The organism is Hydrogenophaga sp. ZJX-1 (genome assembly GCF_048590325.1).
Taxonomy (GTDB): domain Bacteria; phylum Pseudomonadota; class Gammaproteobacteria; order Burkholderiales; family Burkholderiaceae_C; genus Hydrogenophaga.
Window position 1 is genome coordinate 183,332 of sequence record NZ_JBMBRA010000001.1, and the last position, 18,289, is coordinate 201,620.

Sequence of the window (18,289 nt, forward strand, 5' to 3'; positions counted from 1 at the left end):
GTGTCCTGGCCTTACACGCTGTAACGCAAACGGCGGGCCGGGCTGGCGGCATCCTGCCCCTGATCTTGCGGGGTGTAGCCGGAAACCAGCTCGACCAGCAGCGCCTTGGTGCTTTCGACGTCGTTGCTGGCGAGCAGGTTCTCCAGCTCCTGGAGTTTGTCCTGCAACAGAGGCCAGGCAAGGAATTCTTCATGCGCCTTCATGATGCGCGGGTGTGATGTGGGGCGCGGATCGTTGCCGATCAGCAGTTCTTCGTAGAGCTTCTCGCCTGGCCTCAGGCCGGTGATCTCGATCGCAATGTCGCCTTCGGGATTTTCTTCGTCCCTGACGGTCAGGCCCGAGAGTTCAATCATCCGCAGGGCCAGGTCCATGATTTTCACCGGGTCGCCCATGTCCAGCACAAACACATCGCCGCCCTTGGCCATGGCACCGGCCTGAATCACCAGTTGGGCAGCCTCGGGGATGGTCATGAAGTAGCGTGTGATGTCGCGGTGGGTCAGCGTGATGGCACCCCCGTCGCGGATCTGGCGCCGGAACTTCGGTACCACGGAACCCGATGAGCCCAGCACATTGCCAAACCGGACCATCGAAAACCGGGTGTGAGGCGCGGTGGAGGCGAGGGCCTGCAAGGCCATTTCGGCCAGGCGCTTGCTGGCCCCCATGATGTTGGTCGGACGCACGGCTTTGTCGGTGCTGATCAGCACGAAGTCGGTGACGCCATGCTCCACCGCGATCCGGGCGGTGGTCAGCGTGCCCAGGGTGTTGTTCTTGATGCCCTCGATCGGGTTGTGTTCCACCAGCGGAACGTGTTTGTAGGCCGCGGCGTGGTAGATCGTGTCCGGCTTCCAGCTGGCCATGACATCCCGCAGACGATCGGCATCCCGCACCGATGCCAGAATAGGCACGAGCAGGGTGGTGTCGTCGGCGAGCTTGTCTTCAAGCTCCTGCTGGATTTCGTACAGGGCGAATTCGCTTTGCTCCAGCAGGATGAGCGTGGCCGGGGCCATGCCAAGAATCTGCCGGCAGAGCTCCCCCCCGATGGAGCCGCCGGCACCTGTCACCAGAACGACCTTGTCGGTGATGTTCTTGCCCAGCAGGATGTGGTTGGGGCTGACGGGTTCGCGCCCCAGAAGGTCGTCAATGTCGAGCTCGCGCAGGTCGGAGATACTGACCATGCCCTGCGCCAACTCACTCACGGCGGGCAAGGTGCGCACCTGCACGTGGGCATCAAGCATCTGCGCGATGAGTTCGTTGCGGCGGTGCCGGCTCACCGATGGCAGGGCCAGCAACACGGTACTGACCTGGAGTGAATTGACAAGACCATGCAGATCTGCCGGGCTGTAGATGGAAAGGCCATTGAGCACGTGACCGTGCAGGCGGTCATCGTCATCCAGAAAGCCCACCACACGCATCTCGTGGCTGTTGGCCATGGCCGCGGCCAACTGCCGCCCGGCATTGCCGGCGCCATAGATCAGCACACGGGGCAGCGCAACCAGCTTGAGTTGGTTGCGGTAGAGGCCTCCGAGCCAGAAACGCGCCAGCATGCGCGAGGCTCCGACCAGCAGCAGCAGCAGCATGGGTTGAATGAGCCCCACGGTGCGCGGCACGCCATTCACGCCAAAGGCCGTGAAAACCGTGGCATAGAGCAGCCCGTACACAGCGATCGCCTTGATCATGGTCATCAGCGCTGTCAGTCCCGAGTAGCGGAAGATCGCGCGATAAAACCCGTTCACGACAAATATCGGCAGGGCCACGAGCAGCGACCCCCCGACCGCCCACAAGGGTTGCCAGAAGCCGTCACCGGAGAGCTTGACCCACTCACCCAGGCGAAGGTAGTAAGCCAGCCACACGGTGATCACGCACAGCGATGCGTCCACGCTCAGCACGACGACGCGCTTGGCTCGCCGCGGCATGGCGAGTATGGGCAAGGCGAAACGGTTCAGCATCGGAGGGTTCCTGACTTCAGTGGGTGACGCCATCACGACGCAGCACGCGCCACGCGGTCAAGAACATGATTTTGAGGTCCAGCCCGAAGGAGTGCGTCCGCAAGTATTCGGCGTCCAGGCGAACCTTCTCGGGAATCGGCAGTTCGTCCCGCCCGTTGATCTGTGCCCATCCGGTGAGACCCGGAACCAGTCGGTCGATGCCATTGTGCGTGCGCAATTCGATCAGATCGTCCTGGTTGTACAGCGCGGGGCGTGGACCGACGAAACTCATGTCACCCTTAAGGATGTTCCACAGTTGCGGCAATTCGTCGAGGCTTGTTTTGCGCAAGAAAGACCCCATCGGTGTCAGGCAGGCCTGCGGATTGGGCAACAGATGGGTGGCCACAGCGGGCGTGTCCACTCTCATGCTGCGAAACTTGGGCATGCGGAAAATGCGATTGTGCTGGCCAACACGGTCACTCCAGTACAGGGCGGGTCCTGGTGACGTCCATCGCACAAGCAGGGCAATGACCCCGATCGGCAGCAGCAGCAGCAGACCCAGACAGGCCGCCAGCAAGAAGTCGAAAGCCCGCTTCATCTGGTGAAACCCTGCACGGTGAGCCTCAAACCCTGCTGCAATGTCAAACGGGGTGACCAGTCCAAAACCTCTCTAGTATGCCCGATGTCCACCTGCAAAGACCCGATCAGGCGCTCAATCTGGTGCAACCGCCCGGTCAGACGGCCTGCCCAGCGCAGCCAGCTGACCGGAACCGGCAGCAGCCGAGGTGGTCGTCCCATGGCTGCGGCCAGCTCCCGCACCAGATCGGGGGTGGAAACATCCTGATCGTCCGAGGCGAGGAAGGTCTGTCCGGGCGCGTCGGGGTGTCGGGTGCACAGCTGCAACAGGTCGGTCAGATTGCCCAGGGCCAGCAGGGAGCGCTGGTTGTGTACCTGCCCGAATGGCAGGGGCAGACCGCGCGCCACCGCTTGCATCAGGCGCAGGAAGTTGGCTTTGACACCCGGGCCGTGCACCAGCGGCGGACGGACCACCACGACTTCCAGCCCGGTGAGCCTTGAAACGGCCCACAAGGCCTGCTCGGCTTCCCATTTGGAGCGACCGTAGGCGTCCTCTGGTGCCGGGGGCGTCAGGCTGTTGAAACGCAGGCCCGGCGCAGTCTGCTCGCCGAGTACCTTGAGCGAACTCAGAAACACCAGCCTTTGCACACCGGCTTGCACTGCCGAGTGCGCCAGGTGGCGCGTGCCTTCCACGTTCACCCGCCGAAACGCAGCCAGGGGATCTGCCTCGGTGTCTTGCATCACATGGACGCGCGCAGCGCAGTGGACGATGCAGCTGACCCCCAGCAAGGCAGCAGCCCATTCGGTGCCGGCGCCGATGTCGCCGATCACGCGGGCCTGGGGCAAGGTCGCATCCGGAGTACGAACCAGGGCGCGGAACGGCACGCCCTGATCGGCCAGGGCCTGACAGAGTGCACGACCGACAAAGCCGCTGGCACCGGTCACGGCGATCAAGCCCGCCCCCCTGCTGCGAGGCGAACGGTGCCGGTTTTGCCCAGGCTGGGAGCCAGCCAGCGTTCCATCACCGCGACCACCGGGATCAGGATAACGGCTGTGACCGCCAGAACCACCAGGCCCAGGCCCACGCTGGCCTCGATTTCCCGGATCGGCATCGACAGCACCCCCGCGAGCACCACCTTGACCGATTTGATGATCAGCATGTGAATCAGCATGATGGACAGGCTGTAGCGCCCGATCCAGGCCAGGAAATGCCCCTTGCTTCCCAGCAGCTGAACGAGCGCCAAGACCATGAACAGCCCGCTGAAGGCGAACAGGAAAAAGAGCGCGGGGTGACCCAGCCGGGTGTCGGCCATGGTCACGAAGCCGTTGATCTGGCTGAACAGGCTGATGAGCAGGCAAACGGCCAACCCGGCCCAGCGCCAGCCAGCAGACGGCCATCCCGACCGGGCGAGACCCTGAAACGCCACGCCCGTTTCGAAGAACACCAGGCCGGCCAGGGCCGGACCGAGGCTGAACGGCAGCTTGAAGTGCGGTGCCACGGCATGGGCGACCGCTGCCAGCAGCAAAGCGATGAACATCCGCAGGGCGAAAGAAGAGGTCAGGCGCCGGAGCAGGTGGCCGATCATCAGGGTGCAGAACAAGGCGATGACAAACCAGACCGGTGTGTTGACCAGATGGCCGTCGCCCAGCGATCCGTAAAAAATGCCCAGGAAGGGCGTGAGCAGACCATGGTTGAACTGCTCTAGTTTCAGTCCCGAACGGGCCGCAGCCCAGTAGCCCGCGAGGTAAAAAAGGTAGCCCAGTGCGGCATAACACAGGTAGGGCACCAGCAGGGAACGGAACTTCTTGAGGAAGAAGGCCGGGAGGGCAGGCGGGTCAAAGCTGTAGGTCAGACCGGCAATGAAGAAAAACAGGGGAACGTGAAAGGCGTAGATGAAGACGTAGAGCGGCGAAGGCTCCGCGACCGAATAAATGTGACCGATCACGATCAGCACGATGCCCAGCCCCTTGGCCGCGTCAATCCAGTCAATGCGTGAACCCTTGCGGGGTTCGTTGACGGGACGGGTTACAGGCTGCATCGTTGTGGTGGACGGGTCGGGAACTGCCACGCTCAGCGCAGCGCATCCCGGTTCTGCAAGGTCATCGAGCGGATCTCTTCGAGCAGCTTGCGGTTGGCGGAGAGCAGATCGGCCACGAAGGCAATCAGGATGGTCTGAAAACCGATGACCATCAGCGAGCTCGCCAGAATCAGGGATTGCACATGGCCGTCGTAACCGTTGTCCGTCGTCAACCATTTGTAGACAAAGCGCATCCCGATCAGGAAGCCCAGACCAAAGAGGGTTATGCCGATCGAAGCGAAAAAACGGAACGGCCGGTAGATGACGAAGACGCGGATGATGGTGACGATGCTGCGCCGGATGTACGAGGAAATGCTTTTGACCAGGCGGGAAGGCCGCAGGTCGCCGTTGACCCGGATGGGCACCGATGTGATGGCCATGTTTTTCTGGCCCGCCTGGATGATGGTTTCCAGGGTGTAGGTGTAGTCACTGAACACCGTGAGCTTCTGGGCCGCGGCCCGGCTCATGGCCCGGAAGCCGCTTGGAGCGTCCGGGATGCTGGTCTTGCTGGCCACGCGCACGACCCAGCTCCCCAGCTTTTGCAACAATTTCTTGATCGGGCTGAAGTGTTCGATCGCCTGGATAGGGCGGGCACCGATCACGATGTCGGCTTTGCCATTGACGATGGGGGCCGTCAACAGGGGGATGTCGTCGGCCTCGTACTGGTTGTCGGCATCGGTGTTCACGATCACGTCGGCGCCGTGCTCCAGGCAGGCTTGCAGGCCGTTCATGAAACCACGCGCCAGACCCTGGTTGCGCGTGTGCCTGACCACATGGTCGACACCATGACTCAGCGCAACCTTGACCGTGTCGTCGGTGCTGCCGTCGTCAATGATCAGCCACTCCACGCTGTCGAATCCGGGGACTTGTCGCGGCAGCGCTGACAGGGCAATGCCCAGGGTTGCGGCTTCGTTGTAGCAAGGGATCTGGATGATGAGTTTCAAGGGGTCGCCTCTATGGTTCGGCAGTTATGACGGGCTGTGTCCACGAAAACGGGGCAGCTCCAACTCCAGATCGTGATACGGCATGGATTGGAGTCTCAATGGCCGGGCTATTTACTTACGGTCTTCCCGGAGTGAGGATGCACATGGTGTTGGTAGTAATCAAAAAAATGCTGCTGAAACAACGCGCATTGCTTGTTCATGTGTGCGATCAGTGACGGTGGAAAATCCTGCCGGGCATCAGCCGCATCCACCTCGTCGCGCAGTTGTTGTTGCAACAAACATTCAAAAGCGTTCTGGCAGTAGCGCTGCACGTCGCTTTGCAGAGGGTAGGCAGCGACACGCCATTGGGCGTTCAGCGACAGATAGGTACTGAACAGCCGCTCAATCATAAACGGCAGGAATGGTGCAGCATCGGTGTGGCGGGTGGCGCTCAATATGCCAATGGCGGCCTGGTGCGACGGTTCTCGCAGCAAAAAGTCCGCGATCGGTTGCAGCACCTCGCCCACATAGGCCTGCCAGAACTTCGGGCGGGCCACCCAGAAGTTGCCATATGCCAGCAGGCCGGGCCCGTGGCGCGGCACCTCGCTCAGTTGCCAGGGAATGCCGACTGCGTCCAGCACGGCCTGCGCGGCCGCGCCCAGACCGGGATGAGCGTGCTCGCCTTGCATCCAGACGTTGTAGGACCAATAGCCAATCTGCGGAAAAGGGTTGATCAGGCAGACGTCGGCATCTGCGTTGTCAGCAACGAACCCAAGGAAACGATCCACGCCGATGTGGGTCTTGAGCGCGAACTTGGGCGAAAACATGCCCGTGAAGTCATGCTGGCGCCAGTCGCCGCGGCGGTAAATTTCCAGAAAGGCCTGAAGCTCGCGCCATTCCGGATGGTCATTGGCAATCGCCAACGGGGTCAGGAACGGATCGCTGAGGGTCTGATCCTTGGCATAAAGGCATTCATAGATGACGGTCCCCGGTCTGGTCATGGCAGCAAACTCAGGCACCGGCTGTGATCAGGCAGAAGCGCCCCAGGTCGGCGCGCCATTGCAGCCGGCTCATGCTGGCGTTGGGCACGGTGAAACTGGGGTAACGTTCTTCCATGGGCACACCCAGCAGGTACTGCAGGATGACGGTGATCGGGCCGCCATGGGCCACGGCCATGAGCAGCCCGGGCTCGTGCTGACGCGGCACGATCTCGGTCTGCACCCACTGGCAGACGCGCTGCGCCATGTCGCGGTGCGATTCGCCGCCGTCGTAGCGCCGACCCAGGTCCTGGTAGAAGTCGGGAAACGCGGCATTGAAGTCTTTCTCCAGCCAGGTGCCGTGGCGCCCGGGAAAGGTTTCGGCCAGGCGCGCATCCAGCTGCGTTTCGGGCATGCGTTCGCCGAGCACGATTTCCGCCGTGCTCAAGGCGCGGCGCCAGGGGCTGCAATACAACCAGCGCGCCTCGGCCAACACGGCAGAAATCCGCGCTGCCAGCGCATGCGACTGCGCCACACCGTTCTCGGTCAGGTCGTCCTGGTCGTTCGAGATCAACAGGCCTTTCTGGTTGGCCACCGATTGGCCGTGCCGAATCAAAACAATGTCCATGTTCAGGTCCTGGTGATCAGTTCAAGCAGCTTGTGGGCCGAGGCCTGCAGGCCAAAGTTGGCGATGCAATCGGCGTACGACTGTTCCCGTATTTTCTGGCGCAAAGCGGCTTGCTGGTAGAGAAGGTTCATGGCCTTGAGCCATTCGTCACCCTGGTTGTGGACCAGCATGCCGGTTTTTTCGTGCTGCACCACCTCGCTGTAGACCGGCGAATGCGAGTACATGCCGGGTATGCCCAGGCTGCCGTAGTCGATGTATTTGATGCACGACTTGCAGCTGTTGAAGAACAGGGTTTCCGGGTCTTCCTGACCGCCCAGGGGCACGACAGCGAACCAGTAGCCGGCGTCGCGAATCGTCTCTTTGTAGGTCTTGTTGGGGGCAAAACCCTTGTCGTTCAAGCGCGGAATGCGACCAATTTCGGGGAAGTGATCGCCCCAGAAATCCAGCTGCACCTCCGGGTGCATTTCCATGAAGGCCACCAGTTGCTGCAGGAACTGCTTGCGGTGCGACACCAGCTTGATGCCGTCGGTGTTGGAAAACAGGATGCGCGGCTGACTGGATTCGTTGTGGGCCGTGGGGCTGTACGGCAGGGCCTCGTGGTCGAATCCGTTCTTCAGGATTGCCGAGACCGGGCGAATGTACTTCAGCTTGTTTTGCAGCACCGGGTTCGATACCGAAACCACGTCGGCCTCGCGGATCATGCGCACGATGTTGGCCAGCACGTCTTCGTCAAGGTTGGTGACGCTGTAGCTGGGCAGGTCCAGGATCCAGTCGTCGAGATCGTAAATGCAGCGCAGGCCCAGCGCCTTGGCGGTCTGGATGATTTCCAGGCCACGCGTGGAGCTGTGTTTGTTCAGCAGCACGGCGTCGTGACGGCGGAAGTCCTCGATGCCGATTTCGGTTTCGAGAATCTCCTGCCACTGCATCAGGCCGTGACGTTCCATGTAGTCCAGCAACGGGCCAAAGCGGGCGCCGATGGAGCGTGACTTGAGTCGGCTGTGCGAAAGCGATAGGCGTTGCACCACGAGCAGGCGCGGCGGGGAGCGGGTGTCAGTTGAAAGCGGCATTCACGTTATCAGTCACAGGCGTCGACAATGGTGGTCACGAACTGGGCGACGGCTGCGGTCGAGGCGTGGCGCTCGGCGATGCGTTCGTGGGCCCGTGCAGCCAGGCGCGCGCCCTGGGCGTCGCTGATGGCTTGCTGCAGTGCGGCCACGGTTTGATCCAGGCTGTGCGGGTCGGCCTTGTAAACGGTGTCGGCAAAGTACTCGTTGACCCAGTCATCGGCCGACAGCACCAGGGGTTTGTTCACCAGAGCGGCTTCAAGGCTGGAGCGTCCGGCCGGATCGAAACTGGTCTCTGCGACCACCCGGCTGCCGGCCAGCAAAGACAGCAGCAGGCGGCTGCAGGGCTTGACCCAGGGTAGGAACTGAACGGTGTCACCGGCCTCGGCCTTGCACTGCTGCAGGTAGGCCGCATCATTGTGTCCACCCACCATGACGCCGCTCAGGCCGAGCCGGCGCAAGGCGCGGATCAAGGTGAGCTGGTTCTTGATCGGTTCGACCCGGCCGAGGCACAGCACATAGTCGTCCATCTCGCAGACGGTCTTGGCAAGGTCGAGGTCGGGGGCGGTGGTAAAGCGCGACGACACACAGATCGGAACCACCACGCGCTTGGCCGGCGGCACGCTCACATAACGTGAAAACTGCTCGCATTCGGTCAGCGATTTGAACAAGACCTTGTGCGCCTGATCGACAAACACCTGTATGCGTTCAACCTCGCTGGCGGTCGGTGGGTTGTTCCACCACACGTTGGGCCACAGCAGAATCGGCGTCTGGCGTGCCCGAACAGCGTCAAAAAAAGCCTTGCCTTCGGCTTGCACCGAGAAGTGCATGACGGCGTCGTAAAAGTCCAGCGGGCGGCTCTGTATGCCGTAGATGTCGGCGTGCACGGCGGACTCGTTCAGCGTCTCGGCGATCTGCACCAATTCGGACTCGCCGCCGCCGCTGGCCAGAAAGGCCGTGCTGTACGTGGAAAGCAAAAACTTCATACCGGCCATGTCGTTTCCTGCTGGCGTGTTGGCGTTGCATGATCCGGGTCCGTGTTCATGGGCCTAGAATGGCGTTGATGCGTGGCTGGGTGGTCGCTTGCGGCGGCGTGGCCGGGGTGGGCGTCTTGATGCGCCCGCCTTGATGAGAAGGCGGTGCTGAAACGAAGCGGCGCTGCCATCAGCATGAAATACCGGACTGCGCGTCAACTTCCTGCAACAGCTTTTGCCAAGCACCTGCCGAAGCCTGCTCCAGCAACTCGGCGGCGCGTCGCTGACCGGATTTTACCATCGCCCCCTTGAGCCCCGGCTCCTGCGCCAGGCGCTGGAGCTGGCCGGCCGCCTGTTCGATGGAGGCGAAGTTCTGCACTGCGTCTGCACCCACCTCACTCGCCGCCGTACCCTCGCGCATCACCACGGGAAGGCCGCGGTGCATCGCCTCCAGAACGGGCACACCAAAGCCCTCGTGCTCGCTGGTCAGCAGCAAAGCGTCGCTTTCGTTGTAGGCCCGCAGCAGGGTGGGCGCGTCGACCAGACCCTTGAAGTGCACCAAAGCGCTCAGCCCCAGGGACTGCACCAGATGGTCGAGATGGTCCTGGTAGACCCTGTTGCCGGACGAACCCACGATGTTCAGCGTGGCCGCCACGCCGCGCTGGCGCAGCAGCGCCAGCACCTGGATCGCGTCTTCCAGGCGCTTGTGCGGCACCACACGGCCCAGCACCAGGAGGTGCAGGCCTTCGTGCTGGTCGTGCTCCAGCATCGGGCCGGGCTGAAACTGCGGGAAATTGGGCGACACCGGGGGAATCACCACACTGGGTCGACCCGGTGCGTAGCGCTCCAGAAAGCGCTGGTTCAGTTGCGAGCTGAACACCAGTCGATCAAAACCGGCCAACAAGGGAAACTGCTCGATCGATCGTTGGCATAAATCGGCTGTGACAGGCTCGTGTTCGCGCAACAACTCGGGCGGCGTCACGCCATGGAAATAGCAGATCTTGCGGCAGGGCAGGGCCAGCAGCCGCTCCAGATACGGGTCAAAGATCGAGTAGCTCACCAGCAGCAGGCTGTCGGAGAGGTCTTGTGTGAACAGCGTTTCGAGGTCGTGCACGGGCACGTCGGGCGGCGAAAATCGCTGGGCGTACAGCTGCACGTCCAGACCGGTGTGGCGCAAATCCTCGGCCAGGTAGAGGCAGTGGTTGCCCACCGCGTCAAAGCGGTGGATGTCTGGTGCGGCGATATGAAGGGATGCGCTCATACAGAAAAGATATGCCCCGGAACTGTTTATTGCTTTTGCAGGAAAAATACGTCCTGGTGATTGTCCCAGCCGCCGACTATCTTTTTAATGATGTTCAGGCCAAGAGTTTGACTGATTTCGGTCATCCATTGGTCTGGAATCAGCGATATACCGTAGCTGTCACCGATGTAGTCCACAGTCTTTGCTTCAAACGAATGATCGGGTAGGTAATTGACGAAACCAAATCGACTGTTGTCGTATTGCTGGACAAGATGCTGCCGTGCTTCTTCGCCGACCTGGTAAACGTCCTTTTCTCCAAGCAGTTGCCGCGACCGAATGCCGTGTGTGGTAATAATTGCAATACCCCCGGATTTCATTACGCGGGAGAAATTCTGGAGCAAAGTATGCGAGTTCGCGGCAGAAAGGTGGGTGATCAAAGACCCCATGACTGCAATATCAAAAGTGTCCGTCTCAATACCCGTGAGCTCATTGACCGGGATCTCGGCTGGGTGGCCTTTCACGCCAAATTTGGTGGCGACGAATTCCACGGCGGGTACCATGATGTCACAGGCAAGGATGCGTTCAGCAGGGAACAATTTGACCAGATGGCGTGTGACCCGCCCGTAGCCGCAGGGTAGTTCAAGGATATGAGGTGCAGACAGTCCCAAATCGTGCGCGGCCACCTCAACAAGATCGGCCATTTCCTTGCCAACAGACTCGTAATGGTCAAGCGAACCCGAAAACATGTCGTCATCAGGGTGAATGTCGCTTGGAGTATCGGATTTCATATGTTTTTCAACAGTTAGTTCGATGCCAGTGCCTTGAGGCGTTCAAGATATCTTTGAGCAATTTTCTCAATGGTGTGATGGGTCGAGATCTGCAGATGCCCCGCCTGAGCGATGGCCTGAGTTCCACTCTCGTCCTCTACACAATGTCTAAAGGCCATGGCCGCATCATCGATGTCCGGATCCATCCAGTACTGGCCCTCGAATTCGACGTAGTCACCCTGCCGCAATGGCACCAGCGGTCCGTCAACGGTATACGCGGTGCCTTCGAATGCGAAGTCCACACTGCCGGAGTAGTTGGTGGATATCACGGGCCTGCCCATGTACATGGCCTCGGCGATCACACGGCCAAAACCCTCCGATCGATGCAGTGAAACAAAAACGTCACATGCGTCGATGAGCGCAAGCATGTCGTTGCGCGGCAGGTACTTGTCGATCAGGATGATCCGCGAATCCTTGGCCACCTGGGCCAGAAGCTCCTGGTACTCCGGAATGGATGACTGGGAGTTCATGATCTTGACGACCAGTCGCACGTCCGAACGCTCGGGCGGAAAGGCCGCAGCAAAGGCCTTGACCGCACCCATCGGGTTCTTTCGCTTGATCCACGAATTGCAGTCGAACACGGACAAGAACGTGTAGGCGTTGTCCGGAATGCCGAAAAAGGCTTTTCCTCTCGGGGAAAACACCGGCTTGTCGATGGACAGCGGCATGTAGGTCACCGGCTTGTCGGTGGTCTTGGCAAACATGTCCGCCACATAGCGGGACTGCGCCCAGATCTCGTCCGGTATGTTCAGCAACGGAACCCATCTCTTGGGCCACACGGGCAACTCCCATTGCCAGGCACAGATGTTGTATCGACCGGCAAGCACTGGGGCCCACCCCTTGAGGATGAGCTGGTAGGTGTCGGCGGCCGGCAGGCAGATCAGGTTGGTCCTGGACCTGGGTGTGCTGGAGACGAGGTCATCGGTCCACTCGGGTTTGTATACCGTTGTCAGGGCGCCGATGGGTGCGGGGCACACGCAAGTGTCGACCCCTGCGCGCAGCAACGCGCGGGTGGCGGTTCGTGCGTCCTCGCCGACACCAAACTGGCCATTGGGCAATCCCACCACATTGACCCCCCGCTCGTGGCGCGTGCCGCGAGGCAAAGCCGCCCTGAAACCCGATTTCTGCTGCGAGGGATGTTTGACCAGGGCATCCAGTGACGCGGTCAGCTCGACCTGCTTCCATGGCCACCACTGCTCATAGGCAGCGACATCGCCTTCTTGCAGTTGCTGGACGATGCCTGGTGTGTTGTGGAAGGCGGCGGAGAGCAGTGCCAGATTGGGCAGGTGCGATATCTTGCCGGCAAACACCTGACAGGGGGCATGGAGGTGGGCGATGTCCTGATCGGTCAGCGCCAGGAATCGATACTCCGCCTGGCCCAGCGTGAGGCGCCAGTGGTTGAACTGCTGCCGGCCCAGGAAGGTATTCAGATCGAAGGATTGAATATCTGTCCGGGTTCGCCAGACGGCCAGGGCCCCTTTGGTGATGGACAGGGCGGAGTCCTGGACGATGCCCGGAGCGGGTTCGTAGACCACATCCGGGAACCGATTGGCTGCCGGCCAGATAAGGTCCGGCATCGCCTTGCGCTGAGGATGCTCCCAAAACGCAATGGAGTTGAGAACCGCCTCTTCGGTGGCCACGCCGATGTTCAGCTTTTCCTCAAGATCTGGCCAGGTCGTGAGCAGCTGTGTCAGGAAGTAGGGGATCCGAATGCCCGATGGTGTTTCGACTTCATCCAGCAGCCAGGCCAGTTGTTTCGAGGTGTCCGCATGGTGGAACTCGCGAAGATCCTGGCCGATCAGGTCAACGTCGCAGCCGGCCTGCGCTTGGACGAGGGCGCCCCATCCATCGATGTCGACGCCGAGGGGATTGTGCCGCAGCAGGTCGGCGTGAATGAAGGGATAGCGGAACGTCTCAACGATCAAGTCCCAGTGGGCGTGGCGAACGTCCTGGCGCACGCTCACACCGTCCAGCAACCGGCGTCGAATGGAAGAATGGTCCGGCAGTTGCGAGGACAGCACTTCGGCTACATGGCGCCGCACATCGGACACGCTGCAGAACGCCCCCAACCTCAGCAGGCCATCGGTGAATCGGGTGCAGGCTTCCTTCTCGATCTGGCGAAGCGCTGCACGGTTGCCCTCCGTGTTCCCTGCCTCGGGCAGCAGGGCTGGGAGGCGGTCCCAGAATTCGCGGACGGATGGGTGCGTCAAAGCCGCTGCCCGCATGACCAGGAAATCGCTGTGCAGGTAGTACCCGCTGGCGAACCCATCCGAGGCACTCCAAATATCAAGGTCCCGCTCGTCACCAAAGCGCAACAAGGGACCCAGATCGTTCAGCGGGCCGTACAGCTGGTCGTGTGTGAACACTACCTTGTCCCAGGTGTCCTTGTCGGCTTGCAGCTGACCCAGGCCAGCACGGTAGGCATGGAACACACCGCCCAGCGGAACACCGAGAACAAGCTGGTGACACAGCATCTGCAAGCGCGCCAAATCCTCGGGCCGGAGCTGTACGGCGCTGGAACAGAACACGGTGGCGCAACCGATCTGCTTCAGGCACTGCAGATAGTGGAAAACGTACTCGCCGATGAACTCGCCGCCGGCAGTGTGCGCAAACACGCAGGCCGTTGTCTGGCCAGACTGTCGGGGCGATCCCTCGTGGACAAGTTGCGTGGTGGCCATGTCAGATGACGCCTTCATAGATCGACTTCAGTTTTTCGACGACCCGGATCCAGGCGAAGCGCTCGTAGATCTGGTCCGCCTGTGCAGCGGTGGGGGCTGGCATCGACAGGGCCTGCCTCAGTCCGGAGGCGATCGCTTGAGGATCCTTGGGTGAAACATAGATGGCATCGTCACCAAAATACTCCCGGGTCGAACCCTCCTCCGTGATGACCTGGCGGCAACCCTGTGTAGCGGCTTCGAGCGCGGCCAAACCCGGCGTTTCCAGCGTGCTGGGCAGGCAAAACAGGTCACAGGCCTGGTAGGCGGAGCGGAGCAATTCGGAATGGTGGTCCAGCGGTCCCAGGTATCGAAACCGCCCCTCCGGCACCGCTTCCTTGATCTTGTCGAAATAGGCTGCGTCGCGGATGTGACCGATCAGGATCAGTTCGTGATCGGGCAGGGATGCCATGGCTTGGGCAAGGCCCAACTGGTTCTTTCGCGGCTCGATGTTGCCGACATTGAGCACAAACCGGCCTCGAACGTTGAAGTTGGACCGAAAAAGATCCGGAGACGGCTTCTTCTGGAAAACCTCGTCCACACCGTTGTACACCGCTGCGAACTTCGATCGGTCCAGCTCCAGGACCCGGGCCAGTGTGTCGCTCTCCATCTCCGAGTTGGTGATCACCCGGTCCGCCAGCGAAAGCTGGTGGCGGATCTCATCGATGGGGTAGAGATGCCTGGTTTCTTCAGTGATCCAGAGGCTGGACGTGATGACCAGGGGCTTTCGCAAGTTGCGGACGAAGTGACAGAAGTGCACCGAGCCACCAACGCACGAAAAAAAGTGAACCACATCGTGCTGGTCAAAGCGTGGATTCCACAGGTCAAACAGGGTGACAGCGACCCCGATCTGCGGCAGATGATCCCGATAGGCCAGCAACTGGACTTCACCTCCGCCGGGCGTATGAAACGCCATCGGATACGTGGAAAACAGGACTTTCAATTCTTCACCACCCGTTTGAATGCGCACTTGCGGCCTTCCAGGAAACCGTAGCGTTTGAAATGCGCCAGGCCGAAGGGGTAGTCGCCAATCTCGACCACCGCGGCAATGTCGGGGTAGCTGCTGAGGTAGAACTGGTCGTCAAAGCGGAACTGGACTGCAGCTGGCACGCTGGCAGCGTTGATCCACTTGCTGAGGGCAGGGGTGAGGGGGACATCAACAACGTCTTCCGGGGTCTGGATGACGGACAGCGCCTGACCGATATCGATGGGGTATACGTTTTCGATCGCGCCCTGGTTGATGAGTGCTTCGAGGATCATGGAAACATCGTAGTGCGAGGTGGTCTCTATCTTCTGTGGCCATGTCGAGACATCCGTGGCGGTGGGGTTCCTGGTCAAAAGCTCGCGCTTAATGAAAGGCATGCCCATGTCAATCAGTTCTTCCCAATAACAGTGCGATGCGTTGAGGTTGTAAACCAGTTCGCCGGGTTGGATGACGATGTCTGAGTCGGGTTGCCGGGACTCATCCAGCCTCCGCAATGTGCGCTGAAACACCCGATTGAGAATATCCCGGTAGGGGAAGACAACCGCGTAGCTGCAACCAGCCTGAAGAAAGTGCTGGCTGCCACCCACCTCGTAGTTGTGAACGATTTTCTGTTTGAAATTGTCGGTGGTGTTGCTGATGAGGTCGACCGAAGACCAGAAGTCGTCGAACGCTGCGCTTTCATACAGCTTGGAGCCGTACGAGATGAAGTAGCTTTGCAGGTGGTAACCGTGGTCGTGTGAGTCGGTCAGGCCGTAGAGGTCGATGTCCTCGCGCTCCATCTCATGGAGGATCGGCTGCAGATCGTTGAACGGGCCAAAAACACTGTCGTTGGCAACCAGCAGACGACTGACTCGGGCGCCGTGCTGCTTCAGCAACTCAATCCCCGCCTTGTAGGAGCCGAAGTCGTAGCCGACGTTTTCTCGAAGGCAGACCGTGTGGCAGACATGGGACAAGGCGGCATGGTCAGCTTCAGAGATGGCCCGGCTGGTGGACACCAGAAGCACCTCGTACCCACACAGCTTGAGCTGTTCCAGGTAGTGCAGCACATAGCGCTCTACCCGGTCGTTCGCATCAAAGTGGGAGAAGACGCAGTATTTGGCCGGAGTGGTCGGCGTGTCGCCAGAAAACCTGGAGGTGAGGATCTTCATGTTCTGTGAAAAGGCTGCAGGAAACAGACTGTGGCGAGCTGTCAAGCGCTGCCACCCTGTATTGTCGGTCCCTTTTTAGAGCGCCATTGCTGAGCCGGAGCAGGTAAAACCAATACCGAACGTAGAAGGTGGGGGGATACATCGCGAGCGTCACCGCCGATGGGCGAGTGCTTGCGAACCGCGCTTGTTCCAAGTCGCCGACTCGCACAATGTTCGACATGCACAAGACCTTGGGAGCACAACGCTATTCAACCAAGTACTTTGCAAGAACGTCTTTGGCGAAGTTGTATGACGCAATCGGAGCAAGATGGCCGGCGTCCCAAGTCGTAATACCATCACCGACATCATCACCATAATACACAAGACATCCATCGTCATTGCAAAAATAGTCGATCAGACTTAGATAGAAAACATTTGAAGAAGAAAAGAACTCTGCTTTGACTTTTTTATCATTTTCAAGAACTTCTTTCCTGACACCAACAAATGTACGATGAGGAGTATTTGGGAAAAATTTATAGGCAATAATATTGGGTAATTTAGGGGTCCAATGAGGGGCTGGTCCGGTAAATATCACATTCTCGATTCCGATGCCTACAAGCACATCAGAAATCTTCTTCATCTCCTTCGCATTGTGATGGAGGTTTTGCCCAATTATTACAGATTTCGGTCTTAGTTCCTGTATTTTTTGAAATGCAAACCAGTTTGAGTATTCGCAATAATCGAGATTGGATCTGGTGGTCGCTATTTTGGCAACGCAGCCCGAGCTGGCAACTTGCAGAATATCGTGATCCGTAGAGATCACTTTGCTTAACCCGTGATACAGTTGCTGTGCGTGCGAATCACCCCAAATAAAAATCAACTTTTCTCTATCTTTTTGGCTTGTGAAACATTTGATCGAAATGGATTCCAATGGTACGTTGGTTGCGTTCCCAGTGCGGTACTTTGGTAAGTCGTAAAAGTCGCAGTCAAAACGGTACTTCTCTGGAATTCTGGTCCTCTTGAAGTAGTTCCAGGCTGGCAAATCATTCTCGAAACTTGCTAAAAACATTTCCTGTTTTGTATCAAGCTGTCCAATATTGCCATCCTTATAATGGCCTAAAAGACCGAATGAAACAAAAAACAAAATGCCAGTAATTCCGAGTAGAAAGATCTTATTGCGGCTTACTAATTTCTTGCTTCTAAAAGGTCTTTCGACAAGATGCCAGCTGGCTCCCGCCAACAAGAGAGACAATGAAACTAAAACAAGGAACGCACCTCGGTCAAATTCTGTCAAGCCTCTATGCCTGGCAAATGCAAATAATGGTTGGTGCCACAAGTAGGCACTGTAGCTGATCAAGCCCACACCTACAAAAACTTTCATACCGAGCATGCGCCCTACGAATGTGAACTGTGAAGCATAGAGAATGATCAGTGCAGTACCAACGGTGGGAACGAGCGTGTAGAGACTTGGGAAAGGTGTTGATTTATCAAAAACAAGCACGCTGTACAGCAACAAGCCCAGACCCGCCACACTACCGATTTCTTGCGCCGTGGGGCTCGGATTGGTTCGAATTTTTGCTGATAGATGGAACGCAACGAAGGCGCCGATGAGCAACTCCCAAACTCGTGTTGGTAAAAGATAAAATGCAGCAGCCGGATTCAACTTGGACCCCCAGTGTGCTGCGCCAAGACTTGCCAAGGCAAATATTGCAAGAAATACTAGGATGCTGCGCTTGCCTAGGCGCCAGGTCAATATGAGGAATAAGGGAAAAATGACGTAATATTGTTCTTCTACAGACAGACTCCAAATATGTAGCAGGGGTTTGAGTTCAGCTGCAGCATCAAAGTAGCCACTTTCACGCCAAAACAGTATGTTGGAAACGAATAGCGGTACCGCAACAAGACTCTCCGCGAAGCCCTTCATCTCGCTTGGTAACAAGAATAGCCAAGCAAATGGCAGGCACACGAGCATTACGAGAAACAGGGCCGGGAGAATCCGCCTTGCACGCCGCTCGTAAAAGTTGATGATTGAAAAATTTCCTTGCTCGAGTTCAGACAAAATGATCGTTGTGATCAAGTAGCCGCTGATGACAAAGAAAACATCGACCCCTACAAAACCCCCACTGAATACCTCGAAACCAGCGTGGAAAAGTATGACCGGCAGCACCGCGAGTGCCCTGAGGCCATCCACCTCTCGTCTGTATTCCATAAATATTTGACCTTAGCGCTTGGTGGATTCAAAGTCTGTCAA

The 18,289-nt window shown here is 58.9% G+C and carries 15 protein-coding genes; all 15 read right to left on the bottom strand.

Annotated elements, in window-relative coordinates; genetic code table 11:
- Positions 1–11 precede the first annotated feature (11 nt).
- The 15 genes from ACN5W5_RS00975 to ACN5W5_RS01045 all read right to left on the bottom strand — a co-directional run bounded on the left by ACN5W5_RS00975 (position 12) and on the right by ACN5W5_RS01045 (position 18,247).
- Positions 12–1,946 carry a polysaccharide biosynthesis protein gene (locus ACN5W5_RS00975; protein ID WP_420046740.1) on the bottom strand — a complete coding sequence of 645 codons (1,935 nt, stop codon included), beginning with the start codon at positions 1,944–1,946 and terminating at the stop codon, positions 12–14.
- Positions 1,947–1,962: 16 nt separating this feature from the next.
- On the bottom strand, positions 1,963–2,523 hold the full coding sequence (locus tag ACN5W5_RS00980; protein WP_420046741.1) for a sugar transferase: 561 nt from the start codon (positions 2,521–2,523) through the stop codon (positions 1,963–1,965).
- Entirely contained in the window at positions 2,520–3,446 is a 927-nt protein-coding gene (locus ACN5W5_RS00985; protein WP_420047416.1) for a UDP-glucose 4-epimerase family protein, read from the bottom strand. The genes ACN5W5_RS00980 and ACN5W5_RS00985 overlap by 4 nt, the downstream gene beginning before the upstream one ends.
- A gap of 5 nt (positions 3,447–3,451) precedes the next feature.
- Positions 3,452–4,540 (bottom strand): acyltransferase family protein, encoded by a 1,089-nt coding sequence (locus ACN5W5_RS00990; protein WP_420046742.1) that lies wholly within the window; start codon positions 4,538–4,540, stop codon positions 3,452–3,454.
- 32 nt (positions 4,541–4,572) lie between these two features.
- Complete coding sequence (locus tag ACN5W5_RS00995) at positions 4,573–5,523, bottom strand: glycosyltransferase family 2 protein (protein ID WP_420046743.1); 951 nt, start codon at positions 5,521–5,523, stop codon at positions 4,573–4,575.
- Positions 5,524–5,630: 107 nt separating this feature from the next.
- Positions 5,631–6,503, bottom strand: coding sequence for a hypothetical protein (locus tag ACN5W5_RS01000; protein WP_420046744.1), 873 nt, complete (start codon positions 6,501–6,503; stop codon positions 5,631–5,633).
- A 10-nt stretch (positions 6,504–6,513) separates the two neighbouring features.
- Positions 6,514–7,107: a histidine phosphatase family protein gene (locus ACN5W5_RS01005; protein WP_420046745.1), complete on the bottom strand. Its 594-nt coding sequence runs from the start codon at positions 7,105–7,107 to the stop codon at positions 6,514–6,516.
- 2 nt (positions 7,108–7,109) lie between these two features.
- Complete coding sequence (locus ACN5W5_RS01010) at positions 7,110–8,174, bottom strand: glycosyltransferase family 1 protein (RefSeq protein ID WP_420046746.1); 1,065 nt, start codon at positions 8,172–8,174, stop codon at positions 7,110–7,112.
- An 8-nt stretch (positions 8,175–8,182) separates the two neighbouring features.
- Positions 8,183–9,157: a glycosyltransferase family 4 protein gene (locus tag ACN5W5_RS01015; protein ID WP_420046747.1), complete on the bottom strand. Its 975-nt coding sequence runs from the start codon at positions 9,155–9,157 to the stop codon at positions 8,183–8,185.
- Between the two features lie 178 nt (positions 9,158–9,335).
- Complete coding sequence (locus ACN5W5_RS01020; protein ID WP_420046748.1) at positions 9,336–10,406, bottom strand: glycosyltransferase family 4 protein; 1,071 nt, start codon at positions 10,404–10,406, stop codon at positions 9,336–9,338.
- A 26-nt stretch (positions 10,407–10,432) separates the two neighbouring features.
- Entirely contained in the window at positions 10,433–11,173 is a 741-nt protein-coding gene (locus tag ACN5W5_RS01025) for a class I SAM-dependent methyltransferase (protein WP_420046749.1), read from the bottom strand.
- A gap of 14 nt (positions 11,174–11,187) precedes the next feature.
- Positions 11,188–13,890 (bottom strand): glycosyltransferase, encoded by a 2,703-nt coding sequence (locus tag ACN5W5_RS01030; protein ID WP_420046750.1) that lies wholly within the window; start codon positions 13,888–13,890, stop codon positions 11,188–11,190.
- Between the two features lies 1 nt (position 13,891).
- Complete coding sequence (locus tag ACN5W5_RS01035; RefSeq protein WP_420046751.1) at positions 13,892–14,896, bottom strand: glycosyltransferase; 1,005 nt, start codon at positions 14,894–14,896, stop codon at positions 13,892–13,894.
- Positions 14,866–16,059 (bottom strand): rhamnan synthesis F family protein, encoded by a 1,194-nt coding sequence (locus ACN5W5_RS01040; protein ID WP_420046752.1) that lies wholly within the window; start codon positions 16,057–16,059, stop codon positions 14,866–14,868. Before ACN5W5_RS01040 ends, ACN5W5_RS01035 begins: the two co-directional genes overlap by 31 nt.
- A 244-nt stretch (positions 16,060–16,303) precedes the next feature.
- Positions 16,304–18,247 carry an acyltransferase family protein gene (locus tag ACN5W5_RS01045; RefSeq protein WP_420046753.1) on the bottom strand — a complete coding sequence of 648 codons (1,944 nt, stop codon included), beginning with the start codon at positions 18,245–18,247 and terminating at the stop codon, positions 16,304–16,306.
- Between the last annotated feature and the right edge of the window lie 42 nt (positions 18,248–18,289).